Source organism: Camelimonas abortus (assembly GCF_042432745.1).
GTDB lineage: Bacteria > Pseudomonadota > Alphaproteobacteria > Rhizobiales > Beijerinckiaceae > Camelimonas > Camelimonas abortus.
This window is the reverse complement of sequence record NZ_JBHLWR010000006.1, coordinates 2,116,974-2,142,339: the sequence shown is the minus strand read 5'-3', so window position 1 is coordinate 2,142,339 and position 25,366 is coordinate 2,116,974. Positions and strand designations below refer to the sequence as shown.

Below are 25,366 nucleotides of genomic sequence, written 5' to 3'. Positions count from 1 at the left end.
GCGGGCGCCATCCCCCGTCCGCGCGCCGCGCCGCCGGCCTGGCGCGCAATGCCAAAGGCGGCTCCGCCCGGGCAGGGCGGAGCCGCCTTTTTCTGTCCGGACGCTCGCCGTCCGGGGGCAGGCCGCAGGCGGCGCCTCAGGGCGACGCCGCCGGTTTCTTCAGGCCGAGCAGGGCGGCGGCGAGGGCCGCGCCGGTGGGGTCAGACGGATCGGGCGCGGCGCTTGCGGCCGTGTCCCAGGCGGCGGCGATGCGCGCCGGCGCGGCGGGGCGTTTCGGCGCGCCCCTGTCGGCGCCGGCCGGCGTGACGGTCTGGGCGGCGTTCTGGGCGGCGGCCTTGCGCGCCGCCGCCGGAGCGCCGCGCAGCTCGGGCGGACGTGGCGGCGGCAGCGGCAGGGGCCCGAGCGACGAGGTGGTCTCGGCGGTGGCGGCGTAGGCGAGCACCCCGGCGGGCGTCTCCTGTCGCCGCAGGTCGCCGGCGACGGCGCTCACCGGCTCCGCCAGGGCCGGGCGCAGGCTGGCTGGCCGCGCGGGCGGCAGCGGCGCGAAGGCCAGGGCCGGCGCGCCCTGCTGCGGCGCGTCGCCGTCCGCGTCGTCGCGGGCTGCGGCCGGGCTGATGTCCCGCGGGCGCGCCGGCGGCAGCGGCGCCAGGGCGAGGGCGATGGCGGCGGCGGCGCCTGCGTCGCCGTCAGGGTCAGGCGCGGGGAGGGCGGGCGAGAGCGAATCCGGCCGGCGCGGCGGCAGCGGCACGATGGCCATGGCCGGCGCGGCGCTCTCCGCCTGCGCGTCCGTCTGGCCGGCGGCGAGATCCGCCGGCCGCGCCAGCGGCAGCGGCGGCGCCGCCGGGGGCGGCAGCGCGGCCATGCGCGTCTGCGGCTGCTGCTGCGGCTCCATCGGCGGCAGGCGGTCGGCGGTGACCGCCGGCTGTTCCTGCTCCTCCGGCTCCGGCGTCTGCTCCGCCTGCTGCGGCTGACCGCGCCGGCCGCCGCCGAGGAAGCCGAGCAGGCCGGCGTCGCCGCTGGTCTCGTCGCCCTTCGCCCAGGCCACCTGTTTCGCCGTGGCGGCGGCCTCCTTCGCCGAGCGGGGCCGGTAGGCAGGCGCCCGGGCGATGGCCTGCTGCTCGGCCACGTCCTCGCTCTCGTCGCTGCCGCCGAACAGGCGCGCCCAGAAGCTCTTCTTCGGCTGCGCCTCGGCCGCGGCGTAGACCGTCGCGCCGGGCACCGAGCCGCCGCGGGCGAGGATCTCCCGCCGCGCCTCGTCATAGCCCGGCAGCGGCCGGCCGTTGGCGGGAATGTGCACGGTCTTGCCGTCCGGGAAGATGCGGATCAGCTGGGCGTAGGTCAGACGCGGCCAGGTGCGCACCGAGCCCACGTCCAGGTGCACGAACGGATTGTAGGACGAGGGGTAGTAGCCGACGCCGCCGCGCTGCAGGCGGATGCCCACCTCGCGCACCCGCGAGGAAGGCACGTCCGGCAGGTAGAAGTCGATGGCCTTGCCCAGCATGTGCTGGCTGTGCTCGGCCACGCGGCTGGAGCGGCGGCGCAGCATGGCGTTGGTGGCCGGGGCGCGGTAGGCGGAGAGCACGTGGATGGTCTCGCGCGAGCCCAGCTCCCGGTACACCTCCCACAGCAGGTCGAACAGCCGCGGGTCCATGTTGGTGGGCTCCTCGCGCCGCCAGTCGCGCAGGAACCAGTTGAGCTGCTTCAGCGCGGCCCGGTCATAGGCGCCGTTGCGCCGGAAAGTGACGGTGAGGCTCTCCTTCGTGTGCACGTAGTAGAGCGACAGGGTGCGGGTGTCGCCGTTGGCGACGGCGTTCTGGGTCTCGGAGACGCCGGCCAGGCAGGCGCCGGCGAGCGCGACGGCGCCAAGGCACAGGCGCGCGAGGCGCCCCGCCAGCCAGCGCGGCGCGGGGAGCGACAGGAACGTCCGGCTGCAGGTCCGGCGCCCGTCGGGTCCGGTCGCGACGCTGGAGCTGGATGAGGGGCGTGGCGCCGACAAGTTGTGTACCCCTGATGAATTGTCTGACGGCGGCGCGCGGACGCGCACGGCGGATGATCGTGATGCGGCCCCGGCCGGCGGGGCGCGGCGCGCTGGCGACAGGATCGCCGGACGCCGGCTCCGCCGGGGCGGAGACCTGCGACGCGGGATCATCTGCAGGGCGATGCGCCCCAAATGATGTCGCCCGCGCCGGCGGCGAACATTGCCCAGACTTTTCGTGCAGAAGCCTTAACGCGAGGTTAGCCTGCTTCGCGCTTTCCCGCTACGCCGCGCCGCGGCTCCGCCGGACGCGCCGGCCAATATCCAGACATGTTGCTGGAATCACGGGAATATTTCCCGCGCCTGCGACCGTTTCATCTGGGGACAGGGCGCCGGGCGCGCCGCGCCGCCCCTCAGGGCGCGCCGCGCAGCCGGGCGAGGGCGGCGCGCATGCGCGCGTCCACGCCATAGATGTCCTCGCGGGCGTGCATCGTTCCGCCGGCGTCCACCGAGGCGGTGAAATAGGCGAGGTGCACCGGCAGCGGCCGCGCCAGGCGGACGGTGCGTTCGCCCTTGCCCAGCAGACGGCGGATGCGCTGCTCCGGCCATTCCGGGCCCAGCGCCAGCGTGGCGAAGGCCAGCGGATCGTCCACGCGCACGCAGCCGTGGCTGAAGGCGCGCCGGTTGCGCCCGAACAGCCCGCGGTTGGGGGTGTCGTGCAGGTAGACCGCGTGGTCGTTGGGGAACATGAACTTGATGCGGCCGAGCGCGTTGCGCTCGCCCGGCGGCTGGCGCACCGTGATGCGGTCGCCGCGGCGGATCACCTCATAGCCGCGTCTGGCGGCGTATTGCGGATCGCGCGCCAGCGCCGGCAGGAACTCCTTTTTCAGGATGGACGGCGGCACGGTCCAGTACGGGTTCAGCACCACATACTGGATTTCGTGCGAGAACACCGGCGTCGGCGTCTCCGGCTTGCCGACGATGATCCGCGTCTCGAACGCCAGCCGCCCCTCGCGGACGAGGCGCATGCGGAATTCGGGAATGTTGACGAACACGTAGTCGTCGCCAAGGTCGCGCGGCAGCCAGCGCCAGCGCTCCATGTTGACCACGAGCAGGGATTCATCCTCCTCCCTGGGGATGTCGCCGCCGGTCATGGCCAGCACGGTCTGGCGGGTGAGCACGCCGGTGGGCTTGAGGCCGCGGCTGCGCTGGAACTCGGCCACGGCGGCGGCGAGGCGTTCATCATAACTGACGTCGTCCGAAGGGGTCAGGCCGAGGCGGCTTCGCACCAGCTTCACCCGCGGATCCTGCATGCCCACGCGCAGCGGCGGCCCGTGGGGAATGCGCGCCACCGCCGGCTCCGGCGGGCGCGCGGCCCGCAGCGCGATCAGCCGCGCGCGCAGCGCCTGGTAGCCGGCGTGGGAGGGGTTCCAGGCGGCCAGCGCGTCGCCGGCGTCGCGCCCGCGCTGCATCGCCACGGCGAGGCCGGCGAGCACCCTGTCTGCGTCCGGCAGGTCGCGGCGGGGCGTGAGCAGCCGCGACAGCCGCGCCGGATCAATGCGGGCGCCGGAGGCGTCGCGGGCGTATTTCACCGCGTTGACGCTCTGGCGCACCTCCGCTTCGGCCAGGGCGGCCGGGGTCGCGCCGGCGGCGAGGGCGGGCGCCGGATAGTCGGCGCTTTCCAGCCCCTCCTCCCAGGCGCGCTCCATGCGGGCCTGGGTCTGGCGGGCGCCTTCGTTCCAGCCGCCGTCGCGCAGCCACAGCGGCTCCTGGCGCGCGGCGTAAAAGGCGCGGAGCCGTTCCTGCTGGGCGCTGTCCAGCCGGCTGCCGGCGAAGGTCGCCGGATCGGCCAGCAGGGCCCGGGCGAGGTCCATCACCGCCGCGGTCACGATCTCCGGCGTCACGTCCGCCGTCGCCGGCGGCGGCGGGGGCAGCTGGTCCGCCAGGGGGGACGCCGTCGCGGGGGCGAAAGCGCCGCGCGGCGCGCCGTCGTGGCCTTCGCCGTCGCCGGTCGTGGCGGCGGCGGCGGGCGCCAGCAGCGTCAGCGCTCCGCCGGCGTCGTCGCCGGGCGCCTCCAGCGGCCTGATCGCGCCGGTGTGCCCGGCCTCGTCCTCCGCATCGTCGTAGAGGGTGATGAGGGGACCGCCGGACGTTTCCGGCGCTCCGGCGGCGCGCAGCGCGGCGACGCCCGTGGCGGAAGGCGGCGCGGCGTCCAGGGCCGTCGCTCCGGGCGCTGGCGTGTCCGTCCCCGCGTCGACGATGATCCACGCGTCCGCAGGGTCCGCGCCTGTCTGCGGCTGGCGGGCCGCGCCCTCGCCTGCGCCCGCGGCCAGCGCGGCGGCGAGAGCGAACAGGCCGGTCGCCAGCCGATCAGTCCGCCATGTCCTCACGTGCGCCTCCCATGCGATAAAGTCGGGACGTCGTCGCGCGCCTTGCGGCGCCGTGATGCGCGGGCGCGCCGGCCCGCGGGGTGGTTCAGGCCATGTCCACGGCCAGCGCGCGGACATCGCCCCCGCCGGCGCGGAGCCGGGCGGGGCCGGCGGCCTCACGTTCCGGCAGCAGGTCCAGGTCGCGCAGCTTGCGGTACAGCGTCGAGCGGCCGATTCCCAGCCGGCGCGACACTTCCGACATCTGCCCGCCATAATGGCGCACGGCGAAGCGGATCACGCCAGCTTCAATTTCGGCCAGGGGCCGCAGTTCGCCCTGGCCGTCGAAAATGTCGGGCAGGTCGCAGGCCGCCGTCCGTTCGCACATGGCGGCGCAGGGCGGCGCCGGCGCGGCGGCCCCGCTCCCGCCGTCTTCCGGCCACGCCAGCGTCCAGCCGCCGGTCTCCGCCGCGTCCGGCGCCTGCGCCGCGGCCACGTCGGCGGCGGTGATGGGCCCGCCGCCGGCCCGCAGAGCCGCATGACAGAGCCGGGCGCGCAGCTGGGCGATGTTGCCGGGCCAGTCGGCGGCGGCGAGCGCCGCCATGGCCTCCGCGTCCGGCGCGCCCGGAAAGCCCGGGCGCAGCGCCGCCGCCCGGCCCGCGCCCATGCGCGCCAGCACGGCGGCGACGATGGCCGGCAGGTCCTCGCGCAGGTTGCGCAGCGGCGGCAGACTGACCGGCGCCACCGACAGCAGGTAATAGAGGTCGTCCCGCACCGCGCCGGCGCCGACGCGCTGGATCAGCGGCTGGCGGGCGCTGGCGAAAATTTTCAGCTCGCGCAGCGCCCCGTCCCGCCCGCGCAGGGCGTTGCGCCGGCGCAGCAGCTCCATCAGCTCGCCCTGGGCCGGCGCCGGCCAGTCGCCGATGTCGCGCAGATAGAGCGAACCGCCGGCTTCGCCGTGAATCAGGCCGGTCTCGAGGTCGAGGCCAAGGCGGCCGGCGGCGGCCGCCAGCCCCTCCGCCGCCGCGTCCGGGCCAAGCTGCAGCAGCGGCCGCTGCCGGCGCAGGCCGGCGGCGTGCAGCGCCCGCGCGAAGGCGAGCTTGCCCACGCCCGCCTCGCCCTCCACCAGCACCGGCAGGCCGGCGCGCAGCGCCCGCCGGCCCTGCGCGGCCGCACGGGCGAACGTCGCGCTGGCCGCGGCCAGATCATCCAGCGACGGCTCCAGCCGGCGCTCGCCGCGCCGCGGCTGCGGCGCCTCCGGCGCGGCGGCCATGCGTTCGCGCAGGGCGCGCGCCTGGCGCTCGGGCGTGGCGCCGGCCACGGTTTCTACGCCAGAATCCTGTAAAATTGCGACGTCAACAGGCGTCAGTCTGGCCTGGGCGGCCAGCATCCGGGCGCGCAGGCCGGCGGCGCGGGCCGCCTCCAGCAGCGTCAGCACCGGCGCGGCGTCGCGCGCGCCCGACACGAAAACGGCGGCAGGGCGCGCTCCCTCGCGCAGCAGGCGCAGGGCCGTCGCCAGGTCGCCGGCGGCGCAGGCCCGCCCGCCTGTGGCGGCGAGCAGCGCGCGCGCGTCGGCGGCGCCCATGTCCAGACACGCCAGCAACGCCCCGCCCCCGGGCGGGGCGGATTCGGCGCCGGATACGCTGACGGACTGTCGGAACCGCTGGCTGGTGGCGGACTGTGTGACCATGCCTGAAGCGAGCCTCATGCCTCGGGGCGCGGGCCCGCCGCCGGCGACCAGCTTCGCCCCCGTGTGTATCGTTACGGGGCATGGTGGGGAACAACAGTAAAGTCCGTGTTAACGCTGTCATGAATTTTCGCGCGCCGCGCCGCTGCGTCCGTTCGGGCCGCCGGGCGGCGCTTGTGAAAAAGCTGTCGGCCGGCGATTGTTTCGCCGACGCGTCATGACCAGCTTGTGGCGCATGGCGCCCTGACGCGGCCGGCGCGGCGACCGGTCCGGCGCGGATGCGGGGCGTTTTTCGAACCGTCGCGGGCGTCCGGCGCCGCCGGGCCCGCCCATGCAGCGCGCTGCGGCGCGCAGCGGAGGATGTCAATGTCATGCGCCGTTTCCGCGCTTCGTCACCTGCAGCTTCCGGTTCCCGCGGCCAGCGCGGCCGCTGCGGCCGGCGGGGCCGCCGCCGCGCCGGATCTGGGCGCGCTGCCGCGCTGGGATCTCTCGGCCCTCTATCCGGGCATGGATTCGCCGGAATACCGGGCGGATTTTGAGGCCATCGAGGGCCGGTGCGCCGCCTTCGCCGGCAAATGGCGCGGGCGCGTGGCGGAGCTGGCGGCGACGCCGGAAGGCCAGGCGCAGCTCGACGAAGCCATCGGCGAATACGAGGCGATCTCCGACCAGCTCGGCCGCATCATGTCCTACGCCGGGCTGATCTATTTCGGCGACACCTCCGACCCGGCCAACGCCAAGTTCTACGGCGACGCCCAGGAGCGGGTGACCGCCGCCAGCGTGCACCTGCTGTTCTTCCAGCTGGAGCTGAACCGCCTTGACGACGGGCTGTGGCGGCGCCTGCGCGACAGCGCCGCCATGGCGCGCTGGCGGCCGTGGCTGGACGACCTGCGCAAGGAGAAGCCATACCAGCTCTCCGACGACATCGAGCGGCTGTTCCATGAGAAGTCGGTGACCGGCGTCAGCGCCTGGAACCGGCTGTTCGACGAGACCATCGCCGCCCTGCGTTTCGAGGTGGACGGCGAGAGCCTGCCCATCGAACCCACGCTCAACCTGCTGCAGGACGCCGACCCCGGCAAGCGGCGCAGCGCCGCCGCGGCCATCAGCAGCGTGTTCGCCGCCAACCTGCGCACCTTCGTGCTGGTCACCAACACCCTGGCCAAGGACAAGGAGATCTCCGACCGCTGGCGCGGATTCGCTGACGTGGCCGACAGCCGCCACCTCGCCAACCGGGTGGAGCGCGAGGTGGTGGACGCCATGGTCGCCGCCGTGCGCGCCGCCTGTCCGCGCCTGTCCCACCGCTATTACGCGCTGAAGGCGCGCTGGTTCGGCGTGGAGCGCCTCAACTACTGGGACCGCAACGCGCCGCTGCCGGAATCGTCGCAGCGGGTGATCGGCTGGGAGGAGGCGCGCGACACGGTGCTGGCCGCCTATGGCGAATTTTCGCCGGAGATGGCCCGCATCGCCCGCCGTTTCTTTGACGAGAACTGGATCGACGCGCCGGCCCGCCCCGGCAAGGCGCCGGGCGCCTTCGCCCATCCCACCGTGCCTTCGGCGCACCCTTACGTGCTGCTGAACTATCTGGGCAAGCCGCGCGACGTCATGACCCTGGCCCACGAGCTGGGCCACGGCGTGCACCAGGTGCTGGCCGCCCGCCAGGGCGCGCTGATGGCCCCGACGCCGCTCACCCTGGCCGAAACCGCCTCCGTGTTCGGCGAGATGCTCACCTTCCGCCGCATGCTCGACCAGGCGCCGCCGGCCGAACGGCGCATCATGCTGGCCTCCAAGGTGGAGGACATGCTCAACACCGTGGTGCGGCAGGTGGCCTTCTACACCTTCGAGCGCAAGGTGCATGAGGCGCGCCGCAACGGCGAGCTCACCGCCGGGCAGATCAACGCCTTCTGGATGGAGGTGCAGTCCGAGAGCCTGGGGCCGGCCATCCGGCTGGACGAGGAATACGGCGTGTGGTGGGCCTATATCCCCCACTTCATCCACTCGCCGTTCTACGTCTACGCCTACGCCTTCGGCGACTGTCTGGTGAACTCGCTCTACGGCGTCTACCGCAAGGCCGGCGACGGCTTCGCCGCGCGCTACCTCGAGATGCTGGCGGCGGGCGGCACGAAGCACCATTCCGAGCTGCTGGCGCCCTTCGGCCTCGACGCCGCCGATCCGGCCTTCTGGCGGATCGGCCTCGGCATGATCGACGATTTCATCACCGAGCTGGAGCAGCTCTCCGCCTGAGCGGGGGCTGCGGGCCGCACAGGAGCCCGCGCCGGCCCGGCGGCGTCGCCGCGGCGGCGACGGGGCCGCGCCATACAGGGAGGAACAGACATGTCCCAGGGCGGTTTTGTCGCGGTGCTGCCGGAGGGATGGCCGCGTCCGCGCGGCTATTCCCATGGCGTGGTCAGCGCGGGGTCACGGGTGCTGCGGGTCGCCGGCCAGACCGGCGCCGTTCCCGGCGCGCCGGGGGTGGCGGCGGACGCCGGGTTCGGCGCGCAGTTCGCCCAGGCCCTCGCCAACGTGCTGGCGGTGGTGCAGGCGGCGGGCGGCGCCGCCACGGACATCGTGTCGCTGCGCGCGTATCTCACGCGCATCGGGGACTTCAGCGAACATGGCGCGGAGGTGGGCGAGGCCTGGGCGCAGACCCTGGGCCGGCATTTCCCGGCCATGACCATCGTCGGCGTCACGGCCCTGCTGGATCCGGCGGCGCGGGTGGAGATCGAGGCGGAGGCCGTGCTGCCCTGAGGCGTCGCGGCGCCCCGCCGCCGGGCGGAAAGGACGACGGTGAGCGACGGACGCGACAGGGAGGCTGACCGGACCGCGGCGCGCATGGCGCGCTACGCGCGCGTCGGCGTGGGGCTGGGCGGCGCGGCCATGCGCGTGGCCGGGGCGCGCCTGCGCGGCGGCGACCGCAAGGCGGAGGCGGCGGCCCTGGCCGGCGCCCTTGGCGGCCTCAAGGGGCCGCTGATGAAGATCGCCCAGCTGGCGGCGGCGATTCCCGACCTGCTGCCGGCCGAATATGCGGCGGAGCTGCAGAAGCTGCAGTCTGCGGCCCCGCCCATGGGGCCGGCCTTCGTGCGCCGGCGCATGGCGGCGGAGCTGGGGCCGCAGTGGCGCGCCCGCTTCGCCAGCTTTGACCTGGAGCCGGCCGCCGCCGCTTCCCTGGGCCAGGTGCACCGCGCCGTGGCCCATGACGGCGCGGTCCTCGCCTGCAAGCTGCAGTATCCGGACATGCAGTCGGCGGTGGCGGCGGACCTGCGCCAGATGGAGCTGGCGCTCGCCCTGCACCGGCGCCTTGGCGCGGCGATTGACGCCAGCGAGGCCGCCGCCGAGATCGCCGAACGGCTGTACGAGGAGCTCGACTACCGGCGCGAGGCGCGCTGCGCCGCGCTCTACCGCCTGATGCTGGCGGACGTCCCCGGCGTGCGCGTTCCGGCGCCGCGGCCGGAGCTGTCCACCGGCCGGCTGCTCACCCTGGAATGGCTGGAGGGCCGTCCGCTCGCCGGCTGGGTGGCCGCGCCGCAGGAGACGCGCGACCGTCTGGCGCGGGCCATGTTCCACGCCTGGTGGCGGCCGTTTGGCCGCTATGGCGTCATTCACGGCGATCCGCATCCGGGCAACTACGCCGCCTTCGCCGGGGACGACGGCGAGCCGACCGGCGTTAACCTGCTCGATTTCGGCTGCATCCGCATTTTTCCGCCGGACTTCGTCGCCGGCGTCGTGGCGCTGTACCGCGGCCTGCTGCACGACCGGCCGGACGAGGTCATGCACGCATACAGGACGTGGGGATTTTGCAACGTCACGCGCGAGCTGGCCGGGGTGCTCGACATCTGGGCGCGGTTCATCTGCGGCCCGCTGCTGGACGACCGCGAGCGCACCATCGCCGACGGCGTCGCGCCGGGCGAATACGGGCGGCGGGAGGCGTTCCGCGTCCACCAGGAGCTGAAGCGCCTCGGGCCGTTGCGCGTCCCGCGCGCCTTCGTGTTCATGGACCGGGCGGCTGTGGGGCTGGGCGCCGCCTTCCTGCGGCTGGACGCGCGCCTCAACTTCCACCGCCTGTTCGAGGAGACCATCGCCGGCTTCAGCGAGGCGGCGCTGGCGGAGCGCCAGGCGGCCGCCCTTGCGACCGTGGGTCTCACGGGGGAGGGATGACGCGCGCGGCGTTTGCAAGCGTCGCGACGTTCCGCTAGACGGGAACGGGATTGTCACGCCCGCAGCCGGCGGCGCCGCGCAAGGCGCGCGTCGCGTGAGGCCAGGGCGGAAGAGACGGCCTTCAACCGGGGAAACAGGGAATGGCGAAGCAGACCAACGGCGCGACCGGCGGCCATCCGGCGATGGACTATCCGGCGCACGAGAGGACCTATGCGAATTTCATCAGGGGCTCCGTCTGGGGCATCGCGGCGATCATCGTCGTCCTCGTGCTGATGGCCTGGTTCCTGCTCTGACCAGGCGCGCCGGGCGTCGCCCGCGCGGCGGAGCAGCTGCCGGACGGATACGAAAAGGGCGCGCGCCGGACCGGCGCGCGCCCTTTTGACTGTCTGCCCGGCGCGGCGTCAGGATGAGGAGCCGAGCCGGCGCAGCCCCGCCTTTGCGACGGCGTTGGCCGGATCAATGCCGAGCGCCGACTGGTAGGACGCGCGCGCCTCGGCCAGCTGGCCCAGCTTCTCCTGGGCGAGGCCGCGGCCGGCCCAGGCGTCGGCGAGGCGGTTGTTGACGTTGAGCGCGGCGTTGAAGTCCTCCAGCGCCTTGTCATAGCGGCCGAGCTCCAGCTCGCTCTGGCCGCGGGCGGCGTAGGGCGCGGCGACGAACGGATTGCGGTCGATGGCCGAGTTGAAGTCCAGCACCGCCTGGGCGTGGTTGCCCTGGCGCTGGTAGACGAGGGCGCGGGCGTGGCGGGCCTCGGCCGATTCAGGATTGAGCCGCACCGCCTGGTCGAGGTCGGCGAGGGCGCCGGAGAGGTCGTTCTGGGCGCGCCGCAAGTTGCCGCGGGCGATGTAGGCCGGGGCGTAACCGGGATTGGCGTTGATGGCGCTGGTGAAATCCTGCGCGGCCGCCTGGCTGTCGCCGGTCTGGCGGCGGGCGAGGCCGCGGTTGGTGTAGGCGGCTGCGTCGGACGGGTCGAGGCTGATGGCCTTGCTGAAATCGTCGATGGCGCGGCGGTAGTCGCCGATGCGCGCATAGGCGGCGCCGCGGGTGTTGTAGGCGCGCGGGTCGCCGGGATTGTTGCGTATGGCTTCGCTCAGCGACTGGATGTTGGCGCTGGCCACCTCCGGGTCCTGCTGCACGACTTCGGCCACGTTAACGGAGCGTTGCGGGCTCACGGTCTCGCAGCCGGCGAGGGCAAGGGCGAGAGCCGCGGCGGCCAGAAACGTGAGGCGGGGGCTGGAAAGGTTCGGTTGCACGGCGATCCCTCGACAGATACGGCGACGGCTGGTCCGGCCCGTCCCCGGGGGCAGGCAGGCGCAGGCGCGGCGGCTCCGGTTCCGCAGACGTTGCGATAACGCGGAGCGGGCGGTCGCCCCAGGGCGTCGCGCCGTTATCCTGCATGTCCGGGAACGTCAGGCCTGTTCCGGCGTGGCGGCCATTCGCGGGTCGCGGCCGGACCGGCGCCGCCGGAGCCTTGCCTGCGCGCCCGAGATATCAGCCAATTTCGTTAAAAAACTGGCGCCGTTCATTTTCGCCCCGCCGCCGGGGCCCGGACGGACGCCGCGCCAGCCGCCAGGGCGGGCCTGAAACAGCGAACGGCCCCGTAGGGCCGTCGTTGCGTGCGGCGGCGGAGGAGGACTCTCTCCGCCTCTGAACGGGCGCAAGGCGTCGCCTGCATGGCCCTGCGGCATGACGCGCCGGCGCAGCCCGCCGCTACGGGGTGCGGGCCGCTACCGCCATGCCGCGCGGATCGTGTCGCGCGGGCCATGGCGCGCGAACGCAACCATCGCCGCCAGGCGAATCGCGCCAGCGCGCCGGAGCGGACGTCAGCGACCGCGCCCCTTCATCGGCAGCAGGCCTTCGCGCTGCAGTTTCTTGCGGGCCAGCTTGCGGGCGCGGCGGATGGCCTCGGCCTTCTCGCGGGCGCGCTTCTCGGAGGGCTTCTCGTAATGGTCGCGAAGCTTCATCTCGCGGAAAACGCCTTCCCGCTGCAGCTTCTTTTTCAGAGCCCGGAGGGCCTGATCGACGTTGTTGTCACGGACAAGTACCTGCACGCGAATTCGTCCCAAGGTTTGATATGGAAATAGGCGACCGTTCGGCGCGAACGTCAGATTGCGCCGTCGGGTTGCGGGTACCAGATATCCACCTGCGAGTCCATAGCGCACGAAGGCGGAATTCGAGGTTCCGGCGCGCGCAAGCCGGCGCGGACCGCGGCGCCGCGGGCGCGGCTCACAGGCCGTTTTCCGGAAAGATCCGGGTGACGTGGCCCATCTTGCGGCCCTTCCGGGCCTCTGCCTTGCCGTAAAGATGCAGGCATGCGCCCGGCTCGGCCAGGATTTCGCGCCAGGCGTCGATGTCGTCGCCGATGAGATTGGTCATGGTGGCGCGTCCGTAGCGGCCGGCGTCGCCCAGCGGCCAGCCGCAGATGGCGCGCACGTGCTGCTGGAACTGCGAGGTCCGCGCGCCCTCAATGGTCCAGTGGCCGGAATTGTGCACCCGCGGCGCGGTTTCGTTGACCAGCAGCGTCTCGCCGTCGGCCAGCACGAACATCTCCACCGTCAGCACGCCCACATAGTCCAGCGCCTGCGCGATGCGGCGGGCGGCCTCCACGGCCTTCGCCGCCGTGCGCGGCGCGATGCTGGCCGGCACGGTGGTGACGTCGAGAATGTGGTTGCGGTGCACGTTCTCGCACACGTCGAAGGCGACGAAGCCGCCGTCGGCTCCGCGGGCGCACACCACCGACACTTCCTTCGCGAAGGGCACGAAGCCCTCCAGGATCGCCGGCTGGCGGCCGATGACGTCGAAGGCCGCCCCGGCGCTGTCGCCGGCGTCGATGCGCGTCTGGCCCTTGCCGTCATAGCCGAAACGGCGGGTCTTGAGGATCGCCGGGCGGCCGATCTGCGCCAGCGCCGCTTCCAGCTCCGCCGCCGAGCTTACGGCGGCGAAGGGAGCGGTGCCGACGCCGAGGGAGGCGACGAAGGTTTTCTCGGCGAGCCGGTCCTGGGAGGTCTCCAGCGCCTTCAGCCCCGGCAGCAGCGGCCGGCGGGCGGCGATGAACGCGGCGGTTTCGGCCGGAATGTTCTCAAACTCATAGGTGACGACGTCGACGCGCTCGCAGAAGCGGGCCAGCGCCGTCTCGTCGTCCCACGGGGCCTGGATGAAGCCGGCCGCCACGTCGAAGGCCGGGCTGCCCGCGTCCGGGCAGTAGATGCAGCACTTCAGCCCGTAGCCGGCCGCGGCGACGGCCAGCATGCGGCCCAGCTGGCCGCCGCCCAGAATCCCGATGCACGCCCCAGGTCGCAGCATGTCGTCGTCAGTTCCGTTCACATGGACAGGAAAGCGGCCCCGGAGGGCCGCGGAAAGCCCGATGGCCGCACGGGCGGAGCGGGCCGTTACGCCTCGTCCGACGGGCGCAGCGCCACGCTTTCGCTCTGGCGGGCGCGCCAGGCGTCCAGCCGCTCCGCCAGCTCCGGGTCGTTCAGCGCCAGCACCGCCGCGGCCAGCAGCGCCGCGTTGATGGCGCCGGCCTTGCCGATGGCGAGGGTGCCGACGGGAACGCCGCCGGGCATCTGCACGATGGAGAGCAGGCTGTCCTTGCCGGAGAGCGCCTTTGACTCAACCGGCACGCCGAACACCGGCAGCGGCGTCAGCGCCGCGGTCATGCCGGGCAGGTGGGCGGCGCCGCCGGCGCCGGCGATGATCACCCGGAAGCCGGCCTCGCGCGCGCCGGTGGCGAACGCGTACAGCCGCTGCGGCGTGCGGTGGGCGGAGACGATCAGGCATTCATGACCGACGCCAAGCGCGTCCAGCGTCTCGGAGGCGTGGCGCATGGTCGCCCAGTCGGACTGGCTGCCCATGATGATGGCGACGGGCGTGGCGGAGCCGCCCTTTTTCCCGCCGGTCTTGCCGGTGCTGATGGCCATGGACTGGTGCTCGCTAACACGGAAAAAGCGCTGTTACCGGCAGGAAGGACGTCGCGCAAGCATTTTTCGGGAAAATCGAGGCTCAGGCGATGATGTCCGGGGTAAGGACGTCCTCGAGGTGACTGATGCGATCCTTCAGCAGCAGCTTGCGTTTCTTCAGACGCTGCAGTTGCAGGAGGTCGGCGAAGCCCGCCTCGGCGAGGGCGCTGATGGCGGCGTCCAGGTCACGGTGCTCCTGTTTCAGCTGCTGGAGTTCGGCGCGCAGTCGCTGCGCGTGCCCGCCGGAAGCGTCCGCTGGCTCGTCAGGTTCGGTCATCATGCATCCAGATGTGCGCGACGCGGGGGCGACGACGCAGGAGCGTCCGTAACCTGCTGGCGGCGCGACGCTTTTTCGGGTCGTCCCCCCTTCGCCTGCGGCCAGATTATGCGCACATTGCGGCCAAGGGCAAGCGTTCACAATCCGGTGAACCGGGCCCGCGGCGGCGTCAGGAAGACGTTACGGAGTTGGGCGGACGGAGTCGCGCCGTTCGCGCCGGCCGCAACGGTTTTCCTTGCGGTTCCGCTCCGGCCTGGCGACCGGGGCCGCAGCCGCGCGTCCCTGCATGACCTTTCTTCGCCACAATCCCTGTGCCATCCTCATGTCGTCCGCAACGACGAAAGGATCCGTCATGAGCGTGCAATCCCATCTGTCCGAACTGGAGAAGCGTCATCACGCGATTGACAGGGAGCTTGAGGCGGCGCGCAGACAGCCGGGTACGCCTGATGTCGTCCTGACCGAGCTCAAGCGGAAGAAACTGCAGCTTAAAGACGAGATCGAGCGCCTGCGCGGAAAGCTCAACGGGAGCGGCGCGGTGCACTGAGCACGCCGCGGCGCGTCACGGTCCGGCCGCGGGCCGCTGACGCGACGGCGCACAGTCTGGCCGGCAATGGAGCCCGGCGCGCGCCGGGCTCTTCTGTTTCCAGGATTTCTTTCAGTATTTCCGTCCGTCCGGCGCGGCGGCGCGTCACCTGCCGTTACGGGAGGTTTTTGACCCGCTCGCGCAGCAGGAATTTCTGCAGCTTGCCGGTGGACGTCTTCGGAATCTCCTCGAAGACGATGGTTTTGGGGATCTTGTAGCGGGCGAGGCGGGCGCGGCACCATTCGACCAGCTCCTCCGCCGTGGCGCTCTGGCCGGGCTTCAGCTCCACGAAGGCGCAGGGCGTTTCGCCCCATTTCTCGTCCGGGCGGGCGACCACGGCCACGTTGGCCACGGCCGGATGCTTGTAGAGCGCGTCCTCAACCTCGATGGAGGAGATGTTCTCGCCGCCGGAGATGATGATGTCCTTGGAGCGGTCCCTGAGCTGCACGTAGCCGTCCGGGTGCATCACGCCGAGGTCGCCGGAGTGGAACCAGCCGCCGGCGAAGGCCTTCTGCGTCGCGGCGGGATTCTTCAGGTAGCCTTTCATGACCACGTTGCCGCGCATCATCACCTCGCCCATGGTCTGGCCGTCGGCGGGCACGGGCTGCATGGTCTGCGGATCCAGGACGGCGAGGCCGTCCAGCACCGGATAGGGCACGCCCTGGCGCGCCTTTTTCTGCGCCTGCTCCGCCGGCGCCAGCGCGCTCCATTCGTCATGCCACTCGTTGACGACCGAGGGGCCGTAGGTCTCGGTGAGGCCGTAGACATGGGTGACTTCGAAGCCCGCGGCGGCCATGCCGGCCAGCACCGCCTCCGGCGGCGGAGCCGCGGCGGTGGTGAACGACACCCTGTGAGAGAAGGGGCGCTTTTCGTCGTCCGGCGCGTTCAGCAGCGTGGCCATGACGATGGGCGCGCCGCACAGGTGGGTGACGCCATGCTCGGCGATCAGCCGGTAAATGGCGCCGGCGCGCACCTGGCGCAGGCACACGTGCGTGCCCGCCATCACCGACAGCGTCCACGGAAAGCACCAGCCGTTGCAGTGGAACATGGGCAGCGTCCACAGATACACCGGATGCTTCTGCATGCCGCAGCTGATGACGTTGCCCATGGCCAGCAGCGCCGCGCCGCGGTGGTGGTAGACCACGCCCTTGGGATCGCCGGTGGTGCCGGAGGTGTAGTTGAGCGAGATCGCGTCCCACTCGTCCTGCGGGCGCACCCATTCGAAATCCGGGTCGCCGCCGGCGATGAAGCTTTCATAATCCTGCCCGCCAAGCCGTTCGCCGCGCCCGTCATATTCAGGGTCGTCCACGTCGATCACCAGCGGCTTCGCCTTCGCCTGGGCGAGCGCCTCCTTCACCACGCCGGAATATTCGCGGTCCGTGATCAGCACCTTCGTTTCGGCGTGATCGAGGGTGAAGGCGAGCACGGCGGCGTCGAGGCGGGTGTTGAGCGTGTTGAGCACCGCGCCGCACATGGGCACGCCGTAGTGGCATTCCACCATTTCCGGCGTGTTGGTGAGCATCACCGAGACCGTGTCCATGCGTTTCACCCCGGCACTCCGCAGCGCCGAGGCGAGGCGGCGGCAACGCGCGTACAGCTCCCGGTAGCTGCGTCGCAGCCCGCCGTGGATCACCGCCACATGGTCAGGAAAGACGGCGGCCGCCCGCGCCAGATAGGAGAGGGGCGTAAGCGGCTGGAAGTTGGCCGGATTGCGGTCAAGATCGCGGTCGAAAATCGACGTCATGCGACGCTCCTTGACTTGGGGGGTGGCGGGGCGTGGCTCCCGGAGGGCGCTGATCCCGGCGCCGGCCTGGGCCGCGGGACGTCGCGCGGGCGGGGGCGCCCCCGCGGCGGAATGGACACCGTTCGGCCGCCGCTGGCAATACGGCGTTTGGCGGAGGCCGGGACCGCGCGGGGCTGCGCCGTCCATGCCTCTTCCGGCCGGGGGCGACGGGGGCTGCGCGCCGGTCATGCAATGCGACGGAAGTCGCGCGCGCGCAGGGTGCGCGCGCCCGCGGCCGGAGTTATGGTTAAGGCGTCGCGCCACGGCGCGCGTCAGGACATCACGGGCGCGTCGCTGGCGCGCCCCCAACGCAGAGGGACGACGTGGTCCAGAAAACGACAGCAGCGGGCGCCGGCGGCTACGCCGCCGCCTGGGAGCGCGCGAGGCGCGATCCGGCGGCGTTCTGGCAGGAGGCGGCCGGGAGCATCGACTGGATGCGCCGGCCGCGGACCGTTTTTGATCCCGCCGCCGGCGTCTGCGGCCGCTGGTTCGCCGACGGGCGGCTCAACGCCTGTTACAACGCCGTGGACCGCCATGTGGAGCGCGGCCGCGGCGCCCAGCCGGCCATCATCTACGACAGCCCGGTCACCGGCGCGAAGCGCGTCATCTCCTACAGCGGCCTGCTGGCGGAGGTGCGGCTGCTGGCCGCCGTGCTGCGCGACCTTGGCGTCGGCAAGGGCGACCGGGTGATCATCTACATGCCGATGGTTCCCGAGGCGGTGTTCGCCATGCTGGCCTGCGCCCGTCTCGGGGCCATCCATTCGGTGGTGTTCGGCGGCTTCGCGGCGCGCGAGCTGGCCACCCGCATCGCCGACGCGCAGCCGAAGGTGATCCTCGCCGCCTCCTGCGGCATCGAGGGGCAGAAGATCGTTCCCTACAAGCCGATGCTGGACGAGGCGCTGGAGCTGGCCGGCCACGCGCCGGCCGCCTGCGTGGTGCTGCAGCGGCCGCAGGCCGAGGCGAAGCTGGCGAAGGGGCGCGACCTCGACTGGGCCACGCTCGTCGAGCGGGCGCGCGACGCCGGGGCCGCCGCCGACTGCGTGGCGGTGGACGCCGCCGATCCGCTCTACATCCTCTATACCTCCGGCACCACCGGCAAGCCGAAGGGCGTGGTGCGCGACACCGGCGGCTATCTCGTCGCCCTCGCCTGGTCGATGAAGTGGCTCTATGGCGTCGCGCCCGGCGAGACCTTCTGGACGGCTTCTGACGTCGGCTGGGTGGTGGGCCACAGCTACATCGTCTACGGCCCGCTGACGCACGGCGCCACGACCGTGCTCTATGAGGGCAAGCCGGTGGGCACGCCGGACGCCGGCGCCTTCTGGCGGGTGATCTGCGAGCATGGCGTGAAGGCGCTGTTCACCGCGCCCACCGCGCTGCGCGCCATCCGCAAGGAGGATCCGGAAGGCGCGTTCGCGCGCAAACATGATCTTTCGGGCTTCCGCACGCTGTTCCTCGCCGGCGAGCGCGCCGATCCGGAGACCATCCAGTGGGCGGAGAAGGTGCTGGGCGTGCCGGTGATCGATCACTGGTGGCAGACGGAGACGGGCTGGGCCATCGCCGGCAATCCCGTGGGCCTTGGCCTGCTGCCGGTGAAACATGGCTCCGCCGGCGTGCCGATGCCGGGCTATGACGTGCAGATCCTCGACGACCAGGGCCGCCAGGTCGGGCCGGACGTGATGGGCTCGGTGGCGATCCGCCTGCCGCTGCCGCCCGGCTGCCTGCCGACGCTGTGGAACGACGAGGCGCGCTTCCGCTCGGCCTATCTCGACGATTTCCCCGGCTACTACCGCACCGGCGACGCCGGCTTCATCGACGCCGACGGCTACATCTACGTGATGGGCCGCACCGACGACATCATCAACGTCGCCGGCCACCGGCTCTCCACCGGCGGCATGGAGGAGGTCATCGCCACGCATCCGGCGGTGGCGGAATGCGCGGTGATCGGCGTGAAGGACGCGCTCAAGGGCGAGATTCCCTGCGGCTTCGTGGTGCTGAAGCGCGGCGTCAGCCAGAACCCGTTCGAGATCGAGCAGGAGATCGTGGCCCTGGTGCGCGAAAAGATCGGTCCGGTGGCGGCGTTCAGGACGGCGATCACCGTGGACCGGCTGCCGAAGACGCGTTCCGGCAAGATCCTGCGCGGCGTGATGAAGAAGATCGCCGACCGTGAGGAATGGACGACGCCGGCGACGATCGAGGACCCGGCGGCGCTGGACGAGATCGCCGCGGCGCTGCAGCGCCCGCGCGGCTGACGCCCGTCCGCCCCCGGGCCCGTGACGCGGGCAGGCAGGGGCCGCCGTCGCCCTGTCCGCCGGCCGGCGCTCCGCGGGGGCGGGGGCTTTTCGCCCGGCGCCTGTCTGATGTGGACCGTTCCTGCGGGGCGGGAGGCGCATGCACGGCCCGGCCCGCTGCGGCCAGGAACATGGACGCCCGGGGCTGCCCGGGCGTGACGGGGCCAACAGGGGGGCGCGGCCGTCCGGGACGTGCGCGCCGGTGAGCGAGGCGGCCGCCCCGCGCCGGTTTCCTCCGCCGCCCTGAAGCGTCCGCAGCGTGCGGGCGACGGCCGCCGCGCGGCCGCCTGGCCCGCCGGAGGTCACGCGCCCCCTGGGGGCTTCGTTCCCGGGGCGGCACCACAGGTCGCGCGCCATCGCCATCCCCTTGCCCGTCCCCCTGGCCGTCTCCCTGGCCGTCATGGCGCGGCCGCTCCCGGCTGCGCCTGCGCGCCCCTCAGGCGGGCGCGCTCGCCGTTTCCAGCTCCTGGAGGTCAAGATCCGTGAGCTTCACCTCGGCCGCCGCGAACAGCTCCTGCAGCTGGGCGAGGCTGGTGGCGCTGGCGATTGGCGCGGTGACGGCCGGGCGCGTCATCAGCCACGCCAGGGCGATGCGCGCCGGCGTGGCGTCGTGGCGCGCCGCCACCGTGTCCAGCGCCGCCAGAATGCGCAGGCCCCGCGGGTTCAGATATTTCGGAATGGACCGCGCCCCGCGCGGGCTCTTGCCCAGGTCCGCCTCCGACCGGTACTTGCCCGTGAGAAAACCGGCGGCGAGGGCGAAATAGGGAATGACGCCAACCTCCTCCTCAAGGCAGATCTGCTGCAGCGGCCCCTCGAAACTGTCGCGGGCGTAGAGATTGTATTCGGGCTGGAAGGTTTCGTAGCGCGGCAGGCCCCTCCTGCTGGCGTCCAGCGCCGCCCGCAGCCGCTCCGGCGCGAAGTTGGAGGCGCCGATGGCCCGCACCTTGCCGGCGCGGATCAGCTGCTCGTAGGCTTCCAGCGGCTCTTCAACCGGGGTGTCGGGGTCGTCGAAATGCGACTGGTAGAGGTCGATGTAATCGGTCTTCAGCCGCCGCAGCGACTCCTCCACCGCCTCGATGATGCGCGCCCGCTTCAGCCCCTTTTTCTCCGCGCTGAGCTGCCCGCCCACCTTGGTGGCGATGATCACCCGGTCGCGGCCGCCGCGCAGCGCCAGCCAGTCGCCGATGATGCTCTCGGATTCCCCGCCCGCATGGCCCGGGACCCACACCGAATAGACGTCCGCCGTGTCGATGAAGTTGAAGCCCGCCTCCACCAGCGCGTCCAGCAGGGCGTAAGAGGTGGCGGCGTCGGCGGTCCAGCCGAACACGTTGCCGCCAAAGCACAGCGGCGGGACCATGATGCCCGACCGCCCGAGCGCGCGCTTCTCCATGGCGTTCTCCCGTGACGATGTCCTGTCGCGGCCAGCATGGCGCATTGCGCGCCCGGCGCAAGGCCCTGCCGGCGCGGACAAAAACCGCGCGCAGGGCATGAAAAAAGGCCGGGCTCGCCGCCCGGCCCTTTCCGGATCGTGACGCCGCCGCGACGGCGGATCAGAAATCCTCGTCCTCGTCCTCGTCGCGGCTGCGTTTCGAGGAGCCGCCGAGTTTGGCGAACACCGCGCCCACGTCGAGCTTCTCCGGCTCGCTGCGGGGCCGCTCCATGTCGGCGAACGGGCTCGCCGGCTCCGCGGCGGTGGTGACCTCCGCCGGCAGCAGGGTGTCGCCGGATTCCTCCAGCGCGCGCGGCCGGTCCTTGGCGGCCTTGGAGACCTCCAGGTCCAGGTCGATCTGCGAGCACAGGCCGAGGGTCACCGGGTCCATGGGCGAGAGCGCCGCCATGTTCCAGTGGGTGCGCTCGCGGATCTGCTGGATGGTGTTCTTGGTGGTGCCGACCAGCCGCATGATCTGCGCGTCCTTCAGCTCCGGATGGTTGCGCAGCAGCCAGAGGATGGCGTTGGGCCGGTCGTGACGGCGCGACACCGGCGTGTAGCGCGGGCCGCGGCCGCGCTTGGGCTCCGGCAGCTTGACGCGCGGCTCCCGCAGCTTGAGGCGATAGTTCGGGTCCTTCTGGCCCCGCTCGATCTCCTCGCGGTCGAGCTGGCCGCTCAGCACCGGATCAAGACCCTTGATGCCGGCGGCGACCTCGCCGTCAGCGATGCCCTTCACTTCCAGCGGATGCAGCTTGCAGAACTCGCCAATCTGCTCGAACGTCAGGGAAGTGTTGTCCACCAGCCAGATGGCTGTGGCTTTCGGCATGAGCGGTCCGGCGGACATGGGGTTCGGTTCCTTCCGTTCAGGTCCTCAGCGCGCCCCGCGCGCAGACGAAAATGCAGACCCCTCCCGTGCTCCGGCCCGGCTTCCGGCCGGAGCGACGTACCCTGAGGATACGAAATTCAGAACTGGTGGGGAACGCTCCCTATATAAGGGGCCGCGGCCCGCGGCGCAACGGCGGCGCGTCGCCCGCCGCCTTTGCCCGGCGCCGCCCGGGTTTGCGCCGCCGCCGTTACGGCGTCAGCACGATCTTGCCCACATGGGCGCCCGACTCCATCAGCGCATGGGCCTTCGCCGCCTCCTCCAGCGGGAACACGGCGTGGATCACCGGGCGGACGGCGCCGGCGGCCAGCAGCGGCCACACCTTCTCCTCCAGCGCGCGGGCGATGGCCGCCTTGGCCGCCACCGGGCGGGCGCGCAGCGTGGAGCCGGTGTGGGTGAGGCGTTTCATCATCAGCCGGGTGAAGTCCACCGTGGCCTTCGGGCCGTTGAGAAAGGCGATCTGGACGATGCGCCCGTCCACCGCGGCGGCCTCGTAGTTCCTCTGGATATAGTCGCCGCCCACCATGTCGAGGATGACGTTGACGCCGGCGCCGCCGGTGGCCGCCTTCACCTCCTTCACGAAATCCTGGGTGCGGTAGTTGATGGCGAGGTCGGCGCCCAGCCGGCGGCACTCGGCGCATTTTTCGTCCGTGCCGGCGGTGGCGAATACTCTCGCGCCAAACGCCCTGGCCAGCATGATGGCGGTGGTGCCGATGCCGGAGGTTCCGCCATGGACGAGGAAGCTCTCGCCGGCGGTGAGGCCGGCGCGGTCGAACACGTTGGTCCACACCGTGAAGAAGGTCTCCGGCACGCCGGCGGCCTCAATGTCGGAGAAGCCCTCCGGAACCGGCAGGGCGTTGCTCTCGTGCACCGTCGCATATTCGGCGTAGCCGCCGCCGGCGATGAGGGCGCACACCCGCGCCCCCACCGGGAAGCGGCCGGCGCCGGGGCCGGCGGCGACCACCTCGCCGGCGATCTCCAGGCCCGGCAGGTCGGAGGCGCCGGGCGGCGGCGGATAGGAGCCCTGACGCTGGATCACGTCCGGGCGGTTGACGCCGGCGGCGGTCACCCGCACCAGGATCTCGCCCTCGCCGGGCGCCGGAACCGGGCGGCGGGTGGGCTTCAGCACGTCCGGTCCGCCGGGGGCGGTGATTTCGACGGCGTTCATGGTCTCGGGCAGGGATGTCGCGGGCGCGGACATGTGGGCGTTGCTCCGGGTTGGGCGTCGCTCCGGGGTGCTACCGGTCAGGACGGACGTTGCGGGCGCGTCGACTCGCGCCAGGATCGCCGCTAACCTTGTTGCAAAGGCCGCGCGCAGACAATCGGCTCCGGGACCGCCCGGCCCCGGCGGCGCCGGAAAATGGATGCGGGACAGGAACGGGCCCGAAAACAGGAGGCCCGAAAACAGGCCGTCCGAAAAGAAAGGAGCCTGGGAACGGGCGGCGTGGCGGGACGGGCGGCGGGGAGAGACCAGTCCATGGATGAATTTCCGGAAAGGCCGGCGCGGGAGACGGCCGCGCACCAGATCGGCCAGGACCTGTCGCCGCTCTCGGTGGACGAGCTGGCCGCGCGCATCGCGCTGCTGCGGGCCGAAATCGTCCGGCTGGAGCAGGAGATGCAGCGCAAGGCCGCCTCGCGCGCCGCCGCGGATTCCCTGTTCCGCCGCTAGCGCCGCCGCGGCGGGGGGGGGACGGGGGAAGGGGCGCCGGGGGAGGAGCGCATGGCGCACGGGCATCGCCGCAGGGGCCTGGAGGCTGGCGGGCCCGCGCCGGCGGACAACGCCGGCGGAGCGCGGCCAGTCTCGCCTTCGTGAGCCGGAAATTCTTCGAAATTCCAGGATCTGCGTCCGTCGCCGCGGTTGTGGACAGCCACTGATTGTTTTATATGAGCCCGCATCCGGCATGCTGGCGCGCGTGCGCTCCGCGTATTTCAGGCGGGCGCGGAAAGTCGCCGACGCTGCCGGTCGCGTTTCCCTCTGCGGTTTCATGCGTCGACCTGCCCCACGGGGCAGCGGATCCGGTCCTCCAGGCCGCGTCGTCGCAGACGGAGCGCATGTTCAACGCCAGCCGTCGACGCACGGGCCCAACCAGGGCTCCAGGAGCTTACATGTCATCAGTTGCATCCCATCAGCCGTCGCGTGAAGAGTTCGCCACGCTGCTCGAAGAGTCCTTCGGCCGTTCCGAAGCCCAGGAAGGCTCGGTCATCAAGGGTACGGTCGTCGCCATCGAGAAGGACGTGGCGGTCATCGACATCGGTCTGAAGACCGAGGGTCGCGTGCCCCTGAAGGAGTTCACCGGTCCTGGCCGTGACCAGCCGCTCGCCGTCGGCGATGAGGTCGAGGTTTACCTGGAGCGCATCGAGAACGCGCTTGGCGAAGCCGTCATCAGCCGCGACAAGGCCCGCCGCGAGGAGAGCTGGATCAAGCTCGAGCGCGCCTTCGAGAACAACGAGAAGGTGCAGGGCGTCATCTTCAACCAGGTCAAGGGCGGCTACACCGTCGACCTGGACGGCGCCGTGGCCTTCCTGCCGCGTTCGCAGGTGGACATCCGTCCGGTGCGCGACGTCACCCCGCTCATGGGCGTGCCGCAGCCGTTCCAGATCCTGAAGATGGACCGCCGCCGCGGCAACATCGTCGTCTCCCGCCGCACCGTGCTGGAGGAGACCCGCGCCGAGGCCCGTTCCGAGCTGGTGGCCAACCTCGAGGAAGGCCAGGTCATCGAGGGCGTCGTCAAGAACATCACCGAGTACGGCGCGTTCGTTGATCTCGGCGGCATCGACGGCCTGCTGCACGTCACCGACATGGCGTGGCGCCGCGTCAACCATCCGTCCGAGGTGGTGTCCATCGGCCAGACCGTCCAGGTCAAGATCATCAAGATCAACCACGAGACGCACCGCATCTCGCTGGGCATGAAGCAGCTTCTCGCCGATCCGTGGGAGGGCATCGCCCAGCGTTATCCGGTCAACTCGCGCCTCACCGGCCGCGTGACCAACATCACCGACTACGGCGCCTTCGTGGAGCTGGAGCCGGGCATCGAGGGCCTGATCCACGTCTCCGAGATGTCGTGGACCAAGAAGAACGTCCATCCTGGCAAGATCGTCTCGACCAGCCAGGAGGTCGAGGTGCAGATCCTCGAGGTCGATCCGGTCAAGCGCCGCATCTCGCTGGGCCTCAAGCAGACCCTGCAGAACCCGTGGGAGGCCTTCGCCCAGGCCCATCCGGTGGGCTCCGAGGTCGAGGGCGAGGTCAAGAACAAGACCGAGTTCGGCCTGTTCATCGGCCTCGACGGCGACGTGGACGGCATGGTCCACCTGTCGGATCTCGACTGGAACCGTCCGGGCGAGCAGGTCATCGAGGAGTTCAAGAAGGGCGACATCGTCCGCGCCCAGGTTCTCGACGTGGACGTCGAGAAGGAGCGCATCTCGCTCGGCATCAAGCAGCTCGCCGGCGACCCCTTCGTGGACGCGGGCGACCTGCGCCGCGGCCAGGTGGTCACCTGCGAAGTGCTTGAGGTGAAGGACGGCGGCCTCGAGGTGAAGCTGGCCGACAGCGACCTCACCGCCTTCATCAAGCGTTCCGAGCTGGCCCGCGACCGCGCCGACCAGCGCCCCGAGCGCTTCGCTCCCGGCGAGAAGGTCGACGCCCGCGTCGTCCAGTTCGACCGCAAGGCCCGCCGCATCCAGCTGTCGATCAAGGCGCTGGAAGTGGCCGAGGAGAAGGAGGCCATCGCCAACTACGGCTCCTCCGACTCGGGCGCCTCGCTCGGCGACATCCTTGGCGCGGCCCTGCGTCGCGCCAGCGAGAAGAAGTAAGCCGCGCGGGACAGCAGTCCCGGAAATGCGGCGGGCCTCCGGCCCGCCGCTTTTTTTGCGCGGGCTGGCCGGAGGCCCGTCGCATTTCCGGGACTGCGGCCCCGCGCCGGCGTTTTCCCCAGGGCCGCGTGCCCGCGGGGGCGCCGCCGCCCGCGTCGCCGGGTTTCTGTGTGTCGTGAC

19 protein-coding genes and 1 pseudogene are annotated in these 25,366 nt (G+C 72.0%); 8 read left to right on the top strand and 12 right to left on the bottom strand.

All coding sequences use genetic code 11. The annotated features are described in order from the left end of the window. Window positions 1–136: 136 nt before the first annotated feature. The 3 genes from ACFFJB_RS11555 to ACFFJB_RS11545 form a co-directional block, all read right to left on the bottom strand. Window positions 137–1,996: a peptidoglycan L,D-endopeptidase MepK gene (locus ACFFJB_RS11555; RefSeq protein ID WP_376831509.1), complete on the bottom strand. Its 1,860-nt coding sequence runs from the start codon at window positions 1,994–1,996 to the stop codon at window positions 137–139. 392 nt (window positions 1,997–2,388) lie between these two features. Further along, complete coding sequence (locus ACFFJB_RS11550; protein WP_376831508.1) at window positions 2,389–4,365, bottom strand: L,D-transpeptidase family protein; 1,977 nt, start codon at window positions 4,363–4,365, stop codon at window positions 2,389–2,391. 85 nt (window positions 4,366–4,450) lie between these two features. After that, window positions 4,451–5,926, bottom strand: a complete 1,476-nt coding sequence (locus tag ACFFJB_RS11545; protein ID WP_376831507.1) for a sigma 54-interacting transcriptional regulator — start codon at window positions 5,924–5,926, stop codon at window positions 4,451–4,453. Between the two features lie 468 nt (window positions 5,927–6,394). Here ACFFJB_RS11545 and ACFFJB_RS11540 point away from each other — a divergent pair, with 468 nt between their 5' ends. The 4 genes from ACFFJB_RS11540 (at window position 6,395) to ACFFJB_RS11525 (ending at window position 10,470) form a co-directional block, all read left to right on the top strand. Continuing rightward, window positions 6,395–8,266, top strand: a complete 1,872-nt coding sequence (locus ACFFJB_RS11540; protein WP_376831506.1) for a M3 family oligoendopeptidase — start codon at window positions 6,395–6,397, stop codon at window positions 8,264–8,266. A gap of 90 nt (window positions 8,267–8,356) precedes the next feature. Further along, window positions 8,357–8,770, top strand: a complete 414-nt coding sequence (locus ACFFJB_RS11535) for a RidA family protein (protein ID WP_376831505.1) — start codon at window positions 8,357–8,359, stop codon at window positions 8,768–8,770. Between the two features lie 84 nt (window positions 8,771–8,854). Next, complete coding sequence (locus ACFFJB_RS11530) at window positions 8,855–10,177, top strand: ABC1 kinase family protein (protein ID WP_376832668.1); 1,323 nt, start codon at window positions 8,855–8,857, stop codon at window positions 10,175–10,177. 140 nt (window positions 10,178–10,317) lie between these two features. Continuing rightward, a complete protein-coding gene (locus ACFFJB_RS11525) occupies window positions 10,318–10,470 on the top strand; it encodes an aa3-type cytochrome c oxidase subunit IV (protein WP_376831504.1) in 153 nt (50 codons plus the stop codon). A gap of 108 nt (window positions 10,471–10,578) precedes the next feature. Here the strand turns inward: ACFFJB_RS11525 and ACFFJB_RS11520 are convergent, their stop codons facing one another. From ACFFJB_RS11520 to ACFFJB_RS11500, 5 genes and pseudogenes are all read right to left on the bottom strand, one after another. After that, entirely contained in the window at window positions 10,579–11,427 is an 849-nt protein-coding gene (locus ACFFJB_RS11520) for a tetratricopeptide repeat protein (protein ID WP_376831503.1), read from the bottom strand. 585 nt (window positions 11,428–12,012) lie between these two features. Next, window positions 12,013–12,225: pseudogene (rpsU, locus tag ACFFJB_RS11515) on the bottom strand (30S ribosomal protein S21); the annotation flags it as partial. Between the two features lie 175 nt (window positions 12,226–12,400). Beyond that, entirely contained in the window at window positions 12,401–13,477 is a 1,077-nt protein-coding gene (locus ACFFJB_RS11510; protein WP_376831502.1) for a 5-(carboxyamino)imidazole ribonucleotide synthase, read from the bottom strand. An 86-nt stretch (window positions 13,478–13,563) separates the two neighbouring features. Continuing rightward, on the bottom strand, window positions 13,564–14,094 hold the full coding sequence (gene purE / locus ACFFJB_RS11505) for a 5-(carboxyamino)imidazole ribonucleotide mutase (protein ID WP_376831501.1): 531 nt from the start codon (window positions 14,092–14,094) through the stop codon (window positions 13,564–13,566). 82 nt (window positions 14,095–14,176) lie between these two features. Beyond that, complete coding sequence (locus ACFFJB_RS11500; protein ID WP_376831500.1) at window positions 14,177–14,410, bottom strand: YdcH family protein; 234 nt, start codon at window positions 14,408–14,410, stop codon at window positions 14,177–14,179. A 352-nt stretch (window positions 14,411–14,762) separates the two neighbouring features. Here ACFFJB_RS11500 and ACFFJB_RS11495 point away from each other — a divergent pair, with 352 nt between their 5' ends. After that, entirely contained in the window at window positions 14,763–14,954 is a 192-nt protein-coding gene (locus ACFFJB_RS11495) for a YdcH family protein (protein ID WP_376831499.1), read from the top strand. Window positions 14,955–15,108: 154 nt separating this feature from the next. Here ACFFJB_RS11495 and ACFFJB_RS11490 read toward each other — a convergent pair whose 3' ends face one another. Then, window positions 15,109–16,737: an acyl-CoA synthetase gene (locus ACFFJB_RS11490; RefSeq protein ID WP_376831498.1), complete on the bottom strand. Its 1,629-nt coding sequence runs from the start codon at window positions 16,735–16,737 to the stop codon at window positions 15,109–15,111. A gap of 362 nt (window positions 16,738–17,099) precedes the next feature. On the opposite strand from ACFFJB_RS11490, the gene ACFFJB_RS11485 reads away from it, so the two are divergent. Beyond that, complete coding sequence (locus ACFFJB_RS11485) at window positions 17,100–19,025, top strand: propionyl-CoA synthetase (protein ID WP_376831497.1); 1,926 nt, start codon at window positions 17,100–17,102, stop codon at window positions 19,023–19,025. Window positions 19,026–19,500: 475 nt separating this feature from the next. On the opposite strand, the gene ACFFJB_RS11480 is transcribed toward ACFFJB_RS11485, so the two are convergent. The 3 genes from ACFFJB_RS11480 to ACFFJB_RS11470 all read right to left on the bottom strand — a co-directional run bounded on the left by ACFFJB_RS11480 (window position 19,501) and on the right by ACFFJB_RS11470 (window position 22,577). Further along, window positions 19,501–20,454 carry an aldo/keto reductase gene (locus tag ACFFJB_RS11480; protein WP_376831496.1) on the bottom strand — a complete coding sequence of 318 codons (954 nt, stop codon included), beginning with the start codon at window positions 20,452–20,454 and terminating at the stop codon, window positions 19,501–19,503. Window positions 20,455–20,614: 160 nt separating this feature from the next. Then, window positions 20,615–21,337 (bottom strand): DUF1013 domain-containing protein, encoded by a 723-nt coding sequence (locus ACFFJB_RS11475; protein WP_376831495.1) that lies wholly within the window; start codon window positions 21,335–21,337, stop codon window positions 20,615–20,617. A gap of 229 nt (window positions 21,338–21,566) precedes the next feature. Next, window positions 21,567–22,577: an NAD(P)H-quinone oxidoreductase gene (locus ACFFJB_RS11470; RefSeq protein ID WP_376831494.1), complete on the bottom strand. Its 1,011-nt coding sequence runs from the start codon at window positions 22,575–22,577 to the stop codon at window positions 21,567–21,569. A 276-nt stretch (window positions 22,578–22,853) separates the two neighbouring features. Between ACFFJB_RS11470 and ACFFJB_RS11465 the strand changes: the two genes are divergently transcribed. Together ACFFJB_RS11465 and rpsA are read left to right on the top strand one after the other, a co-directional pair. Beyond that, window positions 22,854–23,045, top strand: coding sequence for a DUF1192 domain-containing protein (locus ACFFJB_RS11465; RefSeq protein ID WP_376831493.1), 192 nt, complete (start codon window positions 22,854–22,856; stop codon window positions 23,043–23,045). Between the two features lie 437 nt (window positions 23,046–23,482). Continuing rightward, on the top strand, window positions 23,483–25,186 hold the full coding sequence (rpsA, locus tag ACFFJB_RS11460; RefSeq protein ID WP_376831492.1) for a 30S ribosomal protein S1: 1,704 nt from the start codon (window positions 23,483–23,485) through the stop codon (window positions 25,184–25,186). Window positions 25,187–25,366 lie beyond the last annotated feature (180 nt).